The organism is Tsuneonella sediminis (genome assembly GCF_051912845.1).
Classification (GTDB): domain Bacteria; phylum Pseudomonadota; class Alphaproteobacteria; order Sphingomonadales; family Sphingomonadaceae; genus Tsuneonella; species Tsuneonella sediminis.
In genome coordinates, this window is the sequence record NZ_JBNCBU010000002.1 from 33,185 (window position 1) to 51,263 (window position 18,079).

Annotated in this window: 9 protein-coding genes; 6 read left to right on the forward strand and 3 right to left on the reverse strand. The window is 67.2% G+C overall.

All coding sequences use genetic code 11. From position 1 onward, the window contains the following. Positions 1-304 precede the first annotated feature (304 nt). From ACPV3N_RS10770 to ACPV3N_RS10780, 3 genes are all read left to right on the forward strand, one after another. Positions 305-3,436: a TonB-dependent receptor domain-containing protein gene (locus ACPV3N_RS10770; protein WP_440117617.1), complete on the forward strand. Its 3,132-nt coding sequence runs from the start codon at positions 305-307 to the stop codon at positions 3,434-3,436. Between the two features lie 91 nt (positions 3,437-3,527). After that, a complete protein-coding gene (locus ACPV3N_RS10775) occupies positions 3,528-5,051 on the forward strand; it encodes a putative 2OG-Fe(II) oxygenase (RefSeq protein WP_440117619.1) in 1,524 nt (507 codons plus the stop codon). A 10-nt stretch (positions 5,052-5,061) separates the two neighbouring features. Then, a complete protein-coding gene (locus ACPV3N_RS10780) occupies positions 5,062-6,933 on the forward strand; it encodes a tetratricopeptide repeat-containing sulfotransferase family protein (protein WP_440117621.1) in 1,872 nt (623 codons plus the stop codon). Positions 6,934-6,980: 47 nt separating this feature from the next. Here the strand turns inward: ACPV3N_RS10780 and ACPV3N_RS10785 are convergent, their stop codons facing one another. Continuing rightward, positions 6,981-7,250 carry a hypothetical protein gene (locus tag ACPV3N_RS10785; RefSeq protein WP_440117623.1) on the reverse strand — a complete coding sequence of 90 codons (270 nt, stop codon included), beginning with the start codon at positions 7,248-7,250 and terminating at the stop codon, positions 6,981-6,983. A gap of 166 nt (positions 7,251-7,416) precedes the next feature. Between ACPV3N_RS10785 and ACPV3N_RS10790 the strand changes: the two genes are divergently transcribed. Together ACPV3N_RS10790 and ACPV3N_RS10795 are read left to right on the forward strand one after the other, a co-directional pair. Further along, positions 7,417-7,977, forward strand: a complete 561-nt coding sequence (locus ACPV3N_RS10790) for a hypothetical protein (RefSeq protein ID WP_440117625.1) — start codon at positions 7,417-7,419, stop codon at positions 7,975-7,977. A 230-nt stretch (positions 7,978-8,207) separates the two neighbouring features. Further along, entirely contained in the window at positions 8,208-11,420 is a 3,213-nt protein-coding gene (locus tag ACPV3N_RS10795) for a TonB-dependent receptor domain-containing protein (RefSeq protein WP_440117627.1), read from the forward strand. Positions 11,421-11,555: 135 nt separating this feature from the next. Here the strand turns inward: ACPV3N_RS10795 and clpB are convergent, their stop codons facing one another. Then, positions 11,556-14,135 carry an ATP-dependent chaperone ClpB gene (gene clpB / locus ACPV3N_RS10800; RefSeq protein WP_440117629.1) on the reverse strand — a complete coding sequence of 860 codons (2,580 nt, stop codon included), beginning with the start codon at positions 14,133-14,135 and terminating at the stop codon, positions 11,556-11,558. A 61-nt stretch (positions 14,136-14,196) separates the two neighbouring features. Beyond that, positions 14,197-15,765 carry a leucyl aminopeptidase gene (locus ACPV3N_RS10805; protein ID WP_440117631.1) on the reverse strand — a complete coding sequence of 523 codons (1,569 nt, stop codon included), beginning with the start codon at positions 15,763-15,765 and terminating at the stop codon, positions 14,197-14,199. Between the two features lie 112 nt (positions 15,766-15,877). Here ACPV3N_RS10805 and ACPV3N_RS10810 point away from each other — a divergent pair, with 112 nt between their 5' ends. After that, positions 15,878-18,061: a penicillin acylase family protein gene (locus tag ACPV3N_RS10810; RefSeq protein ID WP_440117633.1), complete on the forward strand. Its 2,184-nt coding sequence runs from the start codon at positions 15,878-15,880 to the stop codon at positions 18,059-18,061. Positions 18,062-18,079 lie beyond the last annotated feature (18 nt).

Below are 18,079 nucleotides of genomic sequence, written 5' to 3' on the forward strand. Positions count from 1 at the left end.
AAGTTCCTCGCACGCGTATTTCGCCCCGTGCCTCCTCGCGATCGGGCCGGCGTTGGCGGCAGTTCGCGGGATCGTCAAGCAACGACGGGAAATGAGTTTCGATCGATAGGTTTGAAGCACTGTTGCAGGTAAGTCACAGCGCCTTTCCTAAAGTTAAGTCGGAGGCTCTTTAGCGTTGCCCGGACAGGCGAGTTTACGCATGGCGGCCAGCATCAGCACAGAGGTGCGCACCGCGCAGATTCTGCCTGAATTCCGCAGAGAGGGGGCCGGAGAAGCCCCGTCATCGAAGAGGGACACCTTACTCATGAAGCATCTTTCGTTGCTCAAGGCCGGCGCTGCGCCGATGGCCATCGGCCTGGCACTGGCCGGTTCGCCGGTCTTCGCGCAGTCGACCGACACCGAACAGACTCCCCCCGTGACTCCGGCCGCAGGGGTTGATGTCGACACCACCAGCGGCGCGCCGATCATCGTCACCGGCACCCGCCTCAAGCAGCCGAACCTCGAATCGGCCAGCCCGGTTACCGTCGTCACCTCCGAGGAAGTCGCCAACACCGGCACGACCCGCGTCGAGGACCTCGTTAACTCGCTGCCGCAGGTGTTCGCCGCCCAGGGCTCGAACATCTCGAACGGCGCGTCGGGTACCGCCACGCTGAACCTGCGCGGCCTCGGATCCGAGCGCACGCTGGTTCTCGTCAACGGCCGCCGCCTCGTCCCGGGTGACCCGGGCACCTCGGCCGCCGACATCAACGTGATTCCGGCCGCCATGCTGCAGCGCGTCGACGTGCTGACCGGCGGTGCCAGCTCGGTGTACGGCGCCGACGCCGTCGCAGGCGTCGTCAACTTCATCATGGACACCCAGTTCGAAGGCGTGAAGCTGGACACCCAGTATTCGGTCTACAACCACAACAACCGCGCCGGTGACGACATCTCGGGTGCGCTCGACGCGCGCGGCTTCGGCAACCCGAAGGGCATGTCGACCAACGGCGGCACGATCGACGCCACGCTGGCGTTCGGTTCGTCGTTCGACGACGGCCGCGGTCACGCGATGGGCTACGTCGGCTACCGCAAGATCAACCCGGTGACCCAGGCCACCCGCGACTACTCGGCGTGCGCCCTTTCGGCCAACACGACCGCAGCGGTAAACGGCGGCAGCCGTCTCTACTCGTGCGGCGGTTCGGCAACTTCGCCGACCGGCACCGTGTTCTACTACTCGTCGTTCGGCAACCCGACCGACGCGAATGGCGACGGCGTTGCCGACTCGTTCACCTCGACGATCGGCCAGTTCGGCACCGGCCGCACGGTGCGTCCGGGCTTCACCCCGTTCAACTTCGCGCCGACGAACTACTTCCAGCGTCCGGACGAGCGTTACATCGCCGGCGTGTTCGCGGACTACGAGATCTCCGAAGCGCTGCACCCGTACATGGAGTTCATGTTCATGGACGACCGCACGGTCGCCCAGATCGCGTTCTCGGGTAACTTCGGCAACACCACGTCGATCAACTGCGACAACCCGTACCTCGGTGCCAACCAGCTGGCGACGCTGTGCGCCAACGAGAACCTGCTGGTCAGCCCGCTGCCGGGCGACGCCTTCACGGTCGTCGGCAACGTCGCGGCAGAAAACGCAGCCCGTCAGGCCCGTGGCCTCGGCGAACCGCTGCTCCCGACCACGCCGTACAACTTCATCAGCCCGGACGGCCGGACCTACCAGCGCGGCTTCGCGCAGATCCTGCGCCGGAACGTCGAAGGCGGCCCGCGTCAGGACGACCTGCAGCACACGAGCTACCGCGCGGTCATGGGCATGCGGGGCGACATCAGCCCCGAGTGGTCGTACGACGCCTACTACCAGTACGGCCGGACGAACTTCGCCCAGACCTACTTCAACGACCTCTCGGTGACCCGCATCACCCGCGCCATCGACGCGGTGCGCGATGCGCAGGGCAACATCGTCTGCCGTTCGACGCTCGACGGCACCGACCCGAACTGCGTGCCGTGGGACATCTTCAACCCGGGCGGCACGACCCCGTCGGCGGCGGCAACCAGCTATCTGTCGACTCCGGGCTTCTCGCGCGGCGTTGTCAGCGAGCAGGTCGCCTCGGCGTACCTCTCGGGCGCGCTGGGCGGCTACGGCATCCAGTCGCCGTGGGCCAGCGAAGGCGTGGGCATCGTCCTCGGTGCCGAATACCGCAAGGAGAACCTCGAATTCTCCGCCGACACCGCGTTCCAGACCGGCGACCTCGCCGGCCAGGGCGCGCCGACGCTCCCGGTCGCCGGTTCGTTCGACGTGAAGGAGGTCTTCACCGAGGTCCGCCTGCCGATCGTGCGCGACTCGTTCTTCGAAGAGTTCACCGTCACCGGCGGTTACCGCTATTCGGATTACAGCACGGGTGCTTCGACCGACACCTACAAGATCGAGGCCGAGCTGGCTCCGGTCCGCGACATCCGCTTCCGCGGCGGCTACAACCGCGCGGTCCGGGCGCCGACGGTGCAGGACCTGTTCGCACCGCAGCGCGTCGCGCTCGACGGGTCGACCGATCCGTGCTCGGGTGCGCCGATCGCCGCGGGTGACGTGGGCTGTCTCGCCACGGGTCTCCGCGTCGGCCAGATCGTCGCGCCGAATCCGGCGAGCCAGTATAACGGCCTCATCGGCGGCAACCCCAACCTGCAGCCCGAAATCGCCGACACCTACACGGTCGGTGCGGTCCTGACCCCGCGCTTCCTGCCGGGCTTCAGCGCCAGCGTCGACTACTTCAACATCAAGGTCGAAGGCGCCATCCAGGGCATCGGGGCGGACACCATCCTGTCGCAGTGCAACCGCACCACGGCGGATCCGTTCTTCTGTAACCTGGTCAATCGTGACCCGTCGGGCTCGCTGTGGCGGACCTCGAACGGCTTCGTGGTCGATCTGGCGCAGAACATCGGTCGTCTCGAGACTGCCGGTATCGACGTCCAGGCCGGTTACACCCGCGAAATCGGTCCGGGCCGTGCAACGGTGAGCTTCGTCGGCACCTGGCTCGACAAGCTGCTGTCGAACCCGGGCGTCGGCCCCGACCTCGAGTGCGTCGGCCTCTACGGCAACCAGTGCGGCACGCCGAACCCCAAGTGGCGTCACACGATGCGCGTGGGCTACGACTTCCAGGACGGCTTCGGAGCTTCGGTGCGCTGGCGCCACTTCGACGGCGTCGACCTGGACGGTTCGGTCGCCTCGCGTCCGGGCATCGCCGGGTTCCCGTCGGTCGACTACTTCGACCTCGCGCTGAACTGGGAGGTGGGCGACCACTTCGACTTCCGTCTCGGTGCGAACAACCTGCTCGACAAGTCGCCGCCGGTTACCGGCTCGCAGGCCTGCCCCGCGGGCTTCTGTAACGGCAACGTCTTCGCGCAGGTCTACGACGCCATCGGTCGTTACCTGTACGCCGGCGTGACGCTTGAATTCTAAGCGTCGGTCAGCCTAGACACGGAATGGCGGGCCGAAAGGCCCGCCATTTTCGTATGGGGTAACCCGCGCGCCGCAATCCCGGCTGGATACAGTGGACGAAACCGAAGCACGCCAGCTGCTCGCCCGCCTTCCGCGGTCCGACCCGTCCGCCGCATTTGCCGCCGGGCTGGAACTCCTGCGCCAGGATTATCCCGAACTGCTCCAGCCCGCGGCGCGCTCGCTGGTCCGAAAATACCCCCGCGACCATCGGCTGCACCAGCTTGCCGGGCTGGCCGCGCGCGCGGCGGGCGATAGCCGCGGCGCGCTCGACAGCTTCGCGAAGGCCGCGACGCTGGCTCCGGCCGATCCGCTGATCGCGCATTCCCACGCCCGCACCGCGCTCGAGGCGGGAGAGCCCTCGCTCGACCTGTTCGAGCGTGCCGCCGCGCTCGCACCGGCCGATGGCAGCGTCCTGCTCGGCCTGTGCGCGGCGCTGGTCCACAAAGGGCGCGCGGCCGAGGCGATCGAGCGTCTGGAACGCCTCGTCGCCGCGAACCCGGAATGGCTCGACGGCCACCGCGACCTCGCGCGGATCCGAGGGCAGATGGGCCTGGACCCGCTGGCCGCTCTCGACGCGGCGATTATTTCCGCCCCCCGCTCCGAGCACCTGCACCGGATGCGTATCACGCTCGCGCTGGAGGCCCGAGACCTAGACGCCGCGGACGCCGCCATAGCCTCGGCCCGGGCGTCTCTGCCTGCCGCACGGTGGCTCGACCTGCTGGCAGCCCACGTGGCCTCCGAGCGCGGCGACCTTTCGCGGGCCGACGCGATGTTCGAGGGCTTCGATTGCTCCACCTCGGCCGAAGACGCCTCGCTGTATGCCCGCCACCTTGTCCGCGCCAACCGGCCCGCCATCGCCTCTGCGCTTCTGGAGCCGCTGATCGTCCGCGATTCGGGGCATCACCTGTGGCCCTATCTCTCGCTTGCATGGCGGATGGCCGGCGATCCCCGCTGGCAGTGGCTCGAAGGCGACCCCGGCCTGGTGAGCGTCCACGACATAGGCACGGCGGCGGGAGACCTCGAGACGCTGGCCACGCATCTGCGCGCGCTGCATTTCGCGACCCACCCTCCCCTCGACCAGTCCGTGCGGGGCGGAACGCAAACCGACGGCAATCTCCTCCTGCGCCTCGATCCTCCCATTCGCCGCTTGCGCCGCGCGCTGACCGCAGCCTTCGACCGCCACGTGGACAAGCTGCCGCGCGCCGTATCCGGCCACCCCACCCTGATCGAGCGGCGCAAGCCGCGCAGGATTGCCGGCGCCTGGTCGGTCAGGCTTACCGACCGCGGCTTTCACGCCGATCACGTCCACAGCGAAGGCTGGTACAGTTCCGTCTTCTACGTCGGCCTTCCCGCGTCGCAGTCGCCAGAGGGCGGCTCCGGAGAACGGCACGCCGGCTGGCTTTCGCTGGGCGAATGCCGCGACCTCGCCCCCCAGCTTGCTCCCGTCCGCCTGGTCGAACCCAGGCCCGGGCGGCTGGTGTTGTTCCCATCGACGATGTGGCATGGTACCCGCGCCTTCCCCGAGGGCGAGCGGCTCACGGTCGCATTCGACATAGCCCGTCCCCGACAACAATAGCCGGATTACGATGACAGTCCTGAAGCCCTCGCCCGCGATCATGGCGGCAATGATGAAACTGCGCGAAGGCGACAACGCGGCCGCCCTGCGGATGGCGGAGGAGGCGCTCGCCGGGAAGTCGGCCGACCCGATGCCGCTCCACGCCATCGCGGGACTTGCCGCCCAGCGGCTCAACCGGCCGGGACAAGCGGTCGGGCACCTGGAAGCGATCCTGGACGCGAACCCCGGCGACACGGCGACCCGGGTCAACCTCGCTAACGCCCGGCTCGCCCTCGGAGACCCCGACGGTGCCCTTAAGCTCGCCGAGGGGCACGACGATCCCCGGCTGGCCCGCATCGTGGGGTTCGCCCGCCAGCAGATCGGAGATCTCGAGACCGCGGCGCAGTCATACCGCCAGGCGATCGCGGCCGACGAAAACGATCTCGCCGCGTGGAACAACCTCGGCAACGTCCTAGTCCAGCTCGGGCAGCACGAGGAGGCGATCGCTGCCTACGAACGCGCGATCACCCTCGCCCCGGCAGACATTCCGGTCTACCTCAATCTTGCCGAGCTCCTCCGTGAAAAAGATCGCAACGAGGCCGGCCTCAAGGTGCTGCTCGATGCGCACAGGGTAGATCCCGACAACTGCGACGTGCTTGTCGCGCTCGGGCTGGTGTACGCGCGGCTCGACCGGACCGACGAGGCGATCGCCGCGATGCGCCGCGCGGTCGATCTGGCGAACGGTTTCAGCGAGGCGCACGTCGAACTGGGCCTGCTGTATGAGAACCTCAACCGGGTCGATGAACTCGTGGCGCTGGCGGCAAGCGTAGACCGCGACGGCGCGCCTGACGAGGCGAACTTCCTGCTCGCCTGGGCCGCGCGCCGCCAGGGTGATTTCGAGGAAGCGGGCCGGCTCGCCGCGCGCATCCCCGACACGATCAACCCGCGCAGGCGGTTTCACCTGCTGGGCGGCATCGCCGATCGCCTGGGCGAATACGAGACTGCCTTTGCCGCGTTCGAAAGGATGAACCGCGAGACGCTCGCCGCTGCGCCGCCCCGGGTCGGCAGGACCTTCCGCCAGCAAGTGGAAGACGAACTGTCTGTCTGGACGGACGACTGGGCCGGTTCGTGGCAGCCCGCCGGGTCCACGGACGGGACACGCGACCCGATCTTCCTCGTCGGCTTCCCGCGATCCGGGACGACGCTGCTCGACACCATGTTGATGGGGCAGGACGAGCTGTCGGTGCTGGAGGAACGCCCGATGATGAGCCGCGTCGCGGACATGCTCGACCAGCACGATCTGCCGACGATGTCGGGCGAACGCGTTGCCGAGGTTCGCGCCGCCTATTTCGACATCGCGCGCGGGTTCGGCTGGGAAACCGGCAAGTGGCTGGTCGACAAGCACCCGCTCAACATGCAGCGAGTGCCCGCTATCCACCGGATCTTCCCGAACGCCCGCTTCATTCTGGCCGAACGCCATCCCTATGACGCGGTATTCAGTTGCTTCATGGCGAACTTCCAGCTCAATTTCGCGATGCGCAGCTTCACCTCGCTCGAAGAGGCCGCGCTGACCTACGACGCGGTATTCCGTGCCTGGGAGCGCGCCTGCGACCTGTTCGCGCCCGATGTCCGCGCCGTGCGCTACGAACGCCTGGTGCAGGATGCCGAGGGCGAGCTACGGCCTGTGATCGACTGGCTGGGGCTGTCGTGGAGCGACCGGATTGTCGACCATCGCGCGACCGCCGAGGGCAGAGGGCGGGTGCGTACGGCGAGCTATTCGCAGATCAGGGAAGAGCTCTACACACGGGCGAGCTATCGCTGGCGCAACTATGCGGACCACCTCGCCCCGGTGCTTCCCATCCTCGCCCCGTGGGCCCGGAAAATGGGCTACCCGACCGAGTGATGCCGCGTGCCGCGGGCGAAAAGCAAGCGGCCGCGGCGTGGTCGCGCTCAGCCTCCGCTGAGGGTCCGCTGGTTCTGACCCTTTTCCACCGCGTTGCGCTGTTCGGTCCGGTCGCGTGCCCATTCGGTGGCGGTCTTGCACATCCGTTCGCCCTTCAGGCGCGACCCGATAACCTTGATCGTGCGGCAGATCACTTTCTCCGACGAAGGGTTGTCGGGCGAGTTGGCAACCGTCTCGCGTTCGCCGACGGGCCCTGCAACCGCCGGCGCGGCAAGGACGGCGAGCGCGGCGGCCATGGCCGCATGGAATTTCAGCATGGCAATCCCCGAGGACATTTCGATAGATAGCTGGAGCGTATCAACGCCGGAGGATCCCCGCAACATGGTCCTGCCATGCCCCTGCGGCCCCCACCGCCGGCCCGCGCAGATTGCATTTGACGGTCGCGCGGATAGACTCGCTCGAACAGGATATCGGAGGTCGTCAATGTCGCGTCGCACAAGCCTGCTTACCTCCCGATTTGCGCTTCTCGCCGCGGCGTGTCTTTCGGCTTCGGGTCCGGCGATTGCCCAGGACAAGGGGGCGGACGCGGCGGACCCGCAGATGGATGCGCTGCGTGCGTGCCTTGCCGAACAGTCGGACAGCGCGCGCCTGGCCTGCTACGACCGCGCGGCAAGGGCCATCATCGCGGCCACCGATGCGGGCGACCTTCGCGTCGTCAACCGGGCCGAAGTGCGCGAGACCCGCCGCAAGCTGTTCGGGTTCTCGCTGCCGGATTTCTCGATCTTCAGGGACAAGGGCACGCGCGACGAGGAGAAGATCGACAATCTCGTGACTTCGATCGCGTCGGTGCGGCGCACCGATTCGCGCACGCCGGGCTGGCTGCTGACGACATCCGAAGGCGCGGTATGGGAACTGAAGGACGTGCCGCGGCGGATGATGACGCCCAAAGTGGGTCAGCCGATGGAAATCAGGTCCGCCTCGCTCAGCAGCTATTTCGTGCGGGTGAACGGCCAGCCGGGGGTAAAGGCCGCCCGCGTTCGCTGAGCCAAGCCCTCTTCCTGCAGGGTTGCGTAACATCAACCTTGTGGCCTGTTTGCAACGGTGTCAGTTAAAGACGCCGACAGGCGGCTTAGCCCTTGTCGAAAGCTAACCTCCTTTGGCAGGTATGGCGGCCTACTGGGTAGTCCGCCGCGTTCTGCAAGGGCAATTCCGGAAGATCGTACGCAATGCGCCGGGTCGCACCGGCTTTTTTTCGTCATAGGGGACAAATGACCGTGACCAAGACCTTCAAGGCCGCCCTTCGCGGCTCAACCACAATCGCCGGGGCAGTCGCCTTCGGCGCGCTGTTCGCTTCGCCGGCGATGGCGCAGGACGAACCCGATCCCAACGCTCCGACCACCGAGTGCGTCGATGCCAATTCCGACGGCGTGTGCGACGATGTCGCTCCCAACACCACCAACACCGGCACCTCGATCGTCGTGACCGGTTCGCGCATCGCGCGTCCGACGCTCAGCTCGCCCGTCCCGCTCACCAGCGTGACCGCCGAGGAACTGACCGAGCAGGGCGATCTTTCGCTGGGTGACGCGCTCAACGACCTGCCGTCGCTGCGCTCGACCTTCAGCCAGGGCAACTCGACCCGCTTCATCGGCACCGCCGGCCTCAACCTGCTCGACCTTCGCGGTCTCGGCACCTCGCGCACGCTGGTCCTGGTCAACGGCAAGCGCCACGTGACCGCCTCGCCGGGCGACTACCTCGTCGACGTCAACACGATACCCGTCGACCTGCTCGAGCGCGTCGATGTCGTCACCGGCGGCAACTCGGCCGTTTACGGCTCCGACGCCGTCGCCGGCGTGGTCAACTTCATCCTCAAGCGCGACTTCGAGGGACTTTCGATCAAGGGCCAGCAGGGCATTTCCGAGCGCGGCGATCGCAACGGCTACTTCGTGGCCGGCACCTTCGGCAAGAATTTCGCCGACGGCCGCGGCAATGTGGCGGTCGCGGTAGAATATGCCAAGACCGACCCGCTCTACTTCCGCGACCGCGACTACCTGACCGGCGCCTACAGCGGCCGCTGCCAGTACAACGTCGTCAGTGACAGCCAGGCCGACGAAGGCATCTACGGCACGGACGGCGTGACCGATCTCGAGCCGATCTGCGGCATCCGCAACGGTTCGATCTCGGACGGCGGCACCGTGGGCGGTCTTGGCCAGGGCCGGTTCCTGCGCTTCGATCCGCAGGGCAACCTGTTCGTCGACACTCCGGACCAGTTCCTGCCGTTCAGCGGCAACGTGGTGGGCGGCAACGGCTCGACCCTGCGCAACACCGGCCAGCTCGCCGCTGGTCTCGACCGCTGGAACGCGAACGTCCTCGCGCACTTCGACGTCTCGGACGCGTTCCGCCCGTTCGTCGAGGCGAAGTACGTCCACATCAACGCGATCCAGGAAGGCCAGCCGAGCTTCTTCGTCGGTGGCCCGCAGTTCGTGGGCGGCCCGTCGATCAAGTGCGACAACGCTTTCCTGACCGGGCAGGCGCTCGGCGTCCTGCAGAGCTACGGCATCTGTTCGCGCGGCCGGACCAACACCCAGTCGATCCCGCTCTCGCGCTTCAACGTCGACTTCGGCGGCCGCGGCGAATATCACACCCGCGAAACCTACCGCATCGTCGGCGGTGTCGAGGGCACGTTCAACGAGGACTGGCGCTATGAGGTCTCGCTGAACTACGGCAAGCTCAAGACCAACCTCAATTCGTTGAACAATCTCCTGCTCTTCTCGCAGGACGGCAACAGCCTCGCCGGGTTCAACAACGCAGCCGACGCGGTTCTCGTGAACGGCGTGCCGACTTGCCGGATCAACGCCGACACCAACCCGAACAACAACGACCCGGCGTGCGTGCCGATCAACCTGTTCGGCTACGGCCAGCCCAGCCAGGCCGCGCTCGACTACGTCAACGTCACCGGCAACCGCAAGGAAACGGCGAGCCAGTTCGTTGCGCTGGCATCGCTCAGCGGCGACATGTCGCAGCTGTTCTCGCTTCCCGGCGGCCCGGTCGCGTTCGCGCTCGGCGGCGAATACCGCGAGGAGAAGGCGTACAGCGAGTTCGACGCCCTTACCGCAAGCGGGGCGACGTTCCTCAACGCGATCCAGCCGTTCGCTCCCCCGCCGCTCAAGGTGAAGGAAGCGTTCGGCGAAATCTCGATCCCGCTGCTCGCCGACATGCCGCTCGCTCGCGAGCTGACCGTCAGCGCCGCGGGCCGCGTGTCGGATTACAACACCAACACCGGCACCGTGTACGCCTACAACGTGCAGGGCATCTACGCGCCGATCTCGGACATCCGGTTCCGCGCCGCCTACGCAACCTCGGTTCGCGCCCCGACGCAGAGCGACCTCTACTCGCCGCTCTCGCAGAACTTCACCCAGCTGGCGGATCCGTGCGACCGCGGGACGGGTGCGATCAACAACGATCCCAACCGCGTCGCCAACTGCGCGGCCGGCGGGGTTCCGACGACTGCCAACGCAGCGCTGGTTGCCGCGTGCGCCAGCACGGCGTTTCCGCTGGCGCTGGGCGCTCCGTTCACGAACTGCACGGCGCGCACGTCGTCGACCGGGTTCGTCTCGGGCGGCAACATCTCGCTCGTCGAAGAACGCGGCAAGAGCCTCACGCTCGGTGTCGTGCTCGAGCCGCGGTTCATCCCGGGGCTGAACCTCACGGTCGACTACTACAACATCGAGGTGACCAACCTGATCTCGGCGCTCTCGGCGCAGACGATCGTCAATCAGTGCTACAGCAGCCCGGAAGGCTTCGGCAATCCGTTCTGCGCGACGGTCAATCGCGATCCGGCCACCGGCCTGTTCGTCCAGCCGGCGGTCGTTTCGGGCGGTGTGAACTTTGCCCGCCAGAAGACCGAGGGCATCGACTTCGACCTGCAGTACAGCCACACCTTCGACAACGGGAACCGGCTGCGCCTGCGCGGTATCGCGACGTATCTCCTGCGTCTCGACAACTTCGTCAGCCCGACCGATCCCGACTTGCCGAACCGCCAGAAGAGCGAACTCGGCGATCCCGAATGGGCCGCGTCGTTCAACACGAACTACGACATGGGCAACTTCGACATCACGTACTCGATGCGTTTGCTCGGCCGCATGACCAAGAGCTCGTACGAGAACCAGAACTCGTACATCGGTCGCTGCCCGTCGACGGGTCCGACCGCCGGGACAACCGGGTTCACGCGGAACACCTGTACTCCGGGCGAACTCACCAGGCTCGACGGTGCGAACAACGACCAGTTCGAGGATCCCTGGTTCCCGCTGGTGACGTACCACAACCTGCGCCTGAACTGGGAAACCGACGACAAGCGGTATTCGTTCTACGTCGGGGCGGACAACATCTTCGACAAGAAGCCGCCGTTCGGCCAGCTCGGCACCGGTGGCGGCGATCCGTACGACACGTTCGGTCGCTACTTCTACGCCGGCTTCCGGATCAACATGTGATCCCGTAGGGGCCTAGGCACCAAGCAAGAGGGGCTCCGGGAAACCGGAGCCCCTTTTTTTTGTCCGCTCATCTGCACGAAGGGCGGTGAGGCGACGCGGACTGCCGCTCTCGCGAACCCCGGTGGAACGGCGCGGTCAGCTGACCGCGAAGGCCAGTTCGCCGTCGCCCTCGTCGATGGTGACCGTCGTGCCGTCGCCAATCTCGCCGCCGAGGATCTTCTCGGCCAGCGGGTCCTGCACGTAACGCTGGACCGCCCGCTTCAGCGGCCGCGCCCCATAGACGGGATCATAACCCACCCGCCCGAGCCACCGGCGCGCCGCGTCGGTCAGCGCGAGTTCGATCTTGCGATCCCTGAGCAGCTTCTGCACCCGACCGACCTGGATATCGACGATCGGCGCCATGTGCTCCTGCGCAAGGCGGTGGAACAGGATGATCTCGTCCAGCCGGTTCAGGAACTCGGGCCGGAAGTGGGCGCGCACGACGTCCATCACCTGCGGCTCGACGCTCTCGACGTCCTGGCCCTCTTCAATTTGCGAAAGATACTGGCTGCCCAGGTTCGAGGTCAGGATGATGAGGGTGTTCGAGAAATCGACCACGCGGCCCTGCCCGTCGGTCAGCCGGCCGTCGTCGAGCACCTGGAGGAGCACGTTGAACACGTCGGCGTGGGCTTTCTCGACCTCGTCGAACAGAACCACCTGATAAGGGCGACGACGAACCGCTTCGGTTAGAATGCCGCCCTCTTCATAACCAACATAGCCCGGAGGCGCGCCGATGAGCCGGGCGACAGCGTGCTTTTCCATGAATTCCGACATGTCGATGCGTACCATCGCGCTGTCGTCGTCGAACAGGAACCCGGCGAGCGCCTTGGTCAGCTCGGTCTTGCCGACGCCAGTGGGGCCGAGGAACAGGAAGCTGCCCAGCGGCCGGTTCGGGTCCTGCAGCCCCGCCCGCGCGCGGCGGACGGCCTTGGAGACGGCCTGGACCGCCTGCTCCTGCCCGATCACGCGCTTGCCGATTACCTGCTCCATCTGGAGCAGCTTCTCGCGCTCGCCTTCCATCATCTTGTCGACCGGCACGCCGGTCCACCGGCTGACGACGCCGGCGATGTCGTCCTCGGTCACTTCCTCGCGCAGCAACGCGTTCTCGGACGTGGTCTCGGCGGCGGCGAGCTGTTTCTCGAGCTCCGGGATGCGGCCGTACGACAGTTCGCCCGCCTTCGCGAGGTCGCCCTCGCGCTGGGCCTGCTCCAGCTCGATCCGCGCCTGGTCGAGCTGTTCCTTGATCCTGCCCTCGGCGGCGATCTTGTCGCGCTCGTTCTGCCAGCGCGTGGTCAGCTCGCTCGACTGCTGCTCGAGGTTGGCAAGCTCGTCGCGCAGCGCGGCGAGCCGGTCCTTCGACGCCTGGTCGGTTTCCTTGCCCAGCGCCTGCTCCTCGATCTTGAGCTGGATGATCCGCCGGTCGAGTGTCTCGATCTCCTCGGGCTTGCTTTCCACTTCCATGCGGATTCGGCTCGCCGCCTCGTCCATCAGGTCGATCGCCTTGTCAGGCAGGAAACGGTCGGAGATGTAGCGGTTCGACAGCGTCGCGGCGGCCACGATCGCGCCGTCGGTAATCCGCACGCCGTGGTGCAGCTCGTAGCGGTCCTTGAGCCCGCGCAGGATGCTGATGGTATCCTCGACCGTCGGCTCGCCGACGAACACCGGCTGGAAGCGGCGCTGGAGCGCGGCGTCCTTCTCGACGTACTTCTGGTATTCGTCGAGCGTGGTCGCGCCGATGCAGTGCAGTTCGCCGCGGGCGAGCGCGGGCTTGAGCAGGTTGCCGGCGTCCATCGCGCCTTCCGACTTCCCCGCGCCGATCAGGGTGTGCATCTCGTCGATGAACAGGATGATGTCGCCTTCGGCGCCCTTCACTTCGTCGAGCACGGCCTTCAGCCGCTCCTCGAATTCGCCGCGGTACTTCGCGCCCGCGATCAGGCTGCCCATGTCGAGCGCCATGAGCTTGCGGTCCTTCAGGCTGTCGGGCACGTCGCCGTTGGCGATGCGCAGGGCGAGGCCTTCGGCGATCGCGGTCTTGCCGACCCCGGGTTCCCCGATGAGGACCGGATTGTTCTTCGTCCGGCGGGCAAGGATCTGAACCGTGCGGCGGATTTCCTCGTCGCGGCCGATCACGGGGTCGAGCTTGCCCGATTTCGCCACCTCGGTGAGGTTGCGCGCGTACTTCGACAGCGCGTCGTAGCTTTCCTCGGCACTGGCGGAGTGCGCTTGGCGTCCGCCGCGCAGATCGGTGATGGCAGCTTCCAGACCCTGCGCCGTCAGCCCTGCCGACTTGAGCGCCTGTCCCGCCGCGGTGGTCGTCGCCAGCACCAGAGCAAGCAGCATCCGTTCGACCGTCACGTAGCTGTCGCCGCTCTTGGTGGCGAGCTGCTCGGCCTGGTCGAGCACCCGGACCGCGTCGTTGTCGAGCCCGGGCGTCGCCTGCGCACCGCCGCCCGACACAGCCGCGATCTTGCCGAGCGCCGCGTCGATGCCCTGCACCGCCTGCGCCGGGTTGCCGCCCGCGCGCGTGATCAGCCCGGCAGCCATACCCTCGCTGTCTTCCAGGAGAGCCTTGGCGAGGTGTTCGGGCGTGATCCGCTGGTGGTTCATGCGGATGGCGACGGTCTGCGCGCTCTGGATGAACCCCTTCGCGCGATCGGTGAATTTCTCGAGGTTCATGGGTGTATCAGCCTCCTGTTACACCCAGAGATATTGTTGCGTAGCCGCAACACAAGAGGGTTCATCGACCGGCAGCGTAACTCCGCACGAATTCCTCGAGCAGCCGTACGCCGTAGCCGGTTGCGCCCTTGGGCACGGTCGGCTGCGGGCTCGATGCCCACATGGTCCCAGCCATGTCGACGTGGGCCCAGGGCAGGTTCTCCGGCACGAAGCTGCCGATGAACGCCGCGCCGAGGCTGGCGCCCGGGCCACCGCCCTCGACCACGTTCTGCAGGTCGGCGATATCCGACTTGAGATCGGTGAAGTGATTGGGGTGGAGCGGCAGGCGCCACACCGCCTCGCCGCTCGCCTTGCCGGCGGCCTCCAGCGCCGAAGCGAGCGCATCGTCGCGGGAAAACAGTCCGGCGTATTCGTCACCCAGAGCGCCGACGACCGAGCCGGTCAGGGTAGCGATGTCGACCAGGGCGGCCGGATTGTGGCGCGCGGCGACATATTCCACCGCATCCGCCAGCACGAGGCGCCCTTCGGCGTCGGTGTTCAGCACCTCGATGGTCTTGCCGCTCATCGTGCGGACCACGTCGCCCGGTCGCTGGGCATTGCCGCCCGGCATGTTCTCGGCGAGCGCGGCGACCGCTACGACATTGACCGGCGCGCGCGACGTCGCAAGCGCGAGCACCGTTCCCACGACCGCTGCCGCGCCCGACATGTCGCCCTTCATGCGCGACATGCCCGATCCGTCCTTGAGCGAGATTCCGCCCGAATCGAAGGTGATCCCCTTGCCCGCCAGCGCGACCGGCTGGCCGCCCGCGCCGCGATAATGGACCAGCATCATGCGCGGCGGGCGGCGTGAGCCCTGTCCGACGCCGAGGATCGCACCCATGTTCCCGCGCTTCATCGCCGCTTCGTCGAGCACTTCGATGGTCACGCCGGACACGCCGGCGAAGGCCGCGCGCGTGCGCTCCACGAAGCGCTCGGGCCAGACCGCACCGGCGGGCTCGGTGGCGAGGTCGCGCGCAAACCGCGTGCCCTCGGCGATGCCGCGGTGGCGGGCGGCCCAGGCCGCTCTCGCCCCCTCTGCTCTTGCGCCCACAACGGTAACCGGCGCGGCCGGCGGCGGAGCCTTCACTTCGGTCTTGTAGCGGTCGAATCGGTACTGGCCGAGCGCGTAGCCCAGAGCGGCCTCGGCAAGCGCGGCGTCTTCTCCCGCTCCAACCAGCGCGACGGGCGCATTCTCGCCCTTCAGCTCCTGCGCGGCCTTGCCTGCAGCGTCGCGGATCGCGGTTGCGGAAGGCTGGGCGCCTGTCCCCACGACCAGCAGTCGTGGCCGAGTTCCGATGCCGCGGAGCGACAGGATCTCGCCCGGCTTTCCGGTGAACCCACCGGCAGACATCGCAGCCGATATACCCTCCCGCTCGATTGCGGACAGACTGGGACCGGGCGGCAGCTCCGCGCCGGAAGCGAACATGACCAGCGTTGCGTCGTTCGGCACGGAGCCGTCGAAGGCGATGGGCCGTTCGGCGCTGTTGCCCGCTGTTGCAGCCGCCACCTGATGACCGATGGTGTCCTGCGCGAACGCCGGCAGCGCGCTGACGGACGCCGCCAGCAGCAGCGAAACGGAAATCGAACGCATGATTTTGTCCCTCTTTGCCCTGGCACCTGCCCGGGTGCCGTTGTCGCGCGTCGCTTGACCGGGAGCCTTCCGCAACGCAAGCCGCGGGTCGACGAACGGGGAACGGGGTCTGATGGACGCTGCACGCACATCGCGCAGGAAATGGGCACTAGGTATTCTCGGGATCCTGGGGGTCCCGGGCGTTGCGATCCTGATCGGGTTGATGACTTGGGAACCGTTCGCCGCTTCCCCCGGCGCCCCGCCCGCCTCCCGCGCCTACCGCGCCGAGATAGTACGCGACGAGTGGGGCGTGCCGCACGTATACGGAAGAACGGATGCCGACGTCGCCTACGGTGTGGCGGTGGCGCACGCCGAAGACGACTTCTTCACCCTGCAGGATGTCGTTGCGATGACGCGCGGGCGGTACGGCGCGATCGCCGGCGAGGACGGAGCGCAGTTCGACTATGCGCTGGCGCTGCTCGACGCCCGTGGCACCGCGCGGCGCGAGTATGCCAAGCTGCACCCGCGCACTCGCGCACTCGTCGAAGCCTATGCGATGGGCCTCAACGACTACGCCGCAGCGCATCCGGGCGAGGTCAAGCTCGGCAACCTGTTTCCGGTGAACGGCGAGGACATCGCCACCGGTTTCGCACTGCGCCAGCCGTTCTTTTTCGGGCTCAACGGCACGATCGGGCCGCTGGTGAAAGGCGATACGCTGCTGCCCGATCAGGGACCGGCGCTGCGCGGCCCGCTTCCCGACCGAGAGGCGGCCGGGAACCTGGGGTCGAACGCTTTCGCCATCGCGCCGGCCCGCTCGGGCGACGGGGTCACGCGGCTGGTGTCGAACAGCCACCAGCCGCTGACCGGCGGTGTCGCGTGGTACGAGCTTGTCGTGGAAAGCGAGGAAGGCTGGCACTTTGCGGGCGCGACCTTCCCCGGCAGCCCATTCCCGTTCCTCGGCCATAACGAAAGCCTCGGCTGGACCAACACCGTCAACCAGCCCGACATGATCGACGTCTACCAGCTCGTCCTGAACGAGGCGCGGACACATTACCGCCTCGACGGAAGGTGGCTCCCGCTCGAGGAGACGAGAGTGCGCCTGCCGGTCCGCTTCGGCCCGCTGGTGATCCCGGTCAGCCGTCCGGTCTGGCGCAGCAGGCACGGGCCGGTCGTGATGAACGAGCGCGGCGCCTTCGCCTTCCGCTATGGCGGCATGGGATCGATCGCGCAGCTCGACGCCTATTACGACCTCAACAAAGCCAGTACGTTCGAGGAATGGCAGGCGGTCCTGGCGCGGCAGGCGATCCCGTCGACCAACTTCATCTACGCCGACAGGACCGGCACGATCGCCATGTGGTACAACGCGGCGATCCCGCAGCGGCTGAGTGGCCCGGACTGGCGCGGCGTGCTGCCCGGCGACCGGAGCGACCTGATCTGGAACGCGCTCGTCCCGTTCGGCGACCTGCCGCACCAGGTCACTCCGGGCTCGGGTTTCGTGTTCAACGCGAACAACAAGCCCACCGTGGCGGCGGGCAAGGCGGACGATCTCGCGGACAAGGACTTCGCACCCGAAATGGGCGTGGAACTGCGAATGACCAACAGGGCCTATCGCGCCGCGCGGCTGCTCGACGAACCAGGCCCGATCGACCGCGCCCGGCTGGAGCGGATCAAGTACGATACCGGATGGGAACGGGTGGATTACGTCGCGCAGGTGCTCGACGGGATAGCCGCGCTCGACACGCGGGGAGACCCCATGCTGGCACAGGCGCAGGCGATCATGGCCGACTGGGACATGACCAGCGACGGCGCGGGGCGCGCGGATTCGCTCGCGCTCCTGATCCTGAAACCGGCCATGGCCGATAGCTACAACAAGCGTCCGCTAACCCCGCCCCGCACGCTGCTGCACGACGCGGCGAAACACCTGATGACCCACTTCGGACGCCTCGATCCGCCCATGCAGTCGCTTCTCCGGCTCCGCCACGGTCCCGGCCCGCACGCGGTCGATCTGCCGCTCGACGGCGGCAGCGACACCCTGCGCGCATCGACCACCTGGAACGTCGCGCCCGACGGACGGTTGGCGGTGAAGCACGGGGACAGCTTTGTGATGTTCGTCGAATGGGCGGCGGGAACGCCCGTCAGGAGCGAATCGATCCAGCCGTTCGGCGCGGCGACCACGCGGCCCGGCAGCGTGCACTATACCGACCAGGCCGCACTGTTCGTCCAGCACAAGCTGAAGCCGGTTCATTTTACCCGCGCCGATGCGCTGAGGAATGCAGTCAGTCGAAAAGTGATGACGCATCGCGCTCCCGCCGATTAAGGTGCCGGCCATATCGTT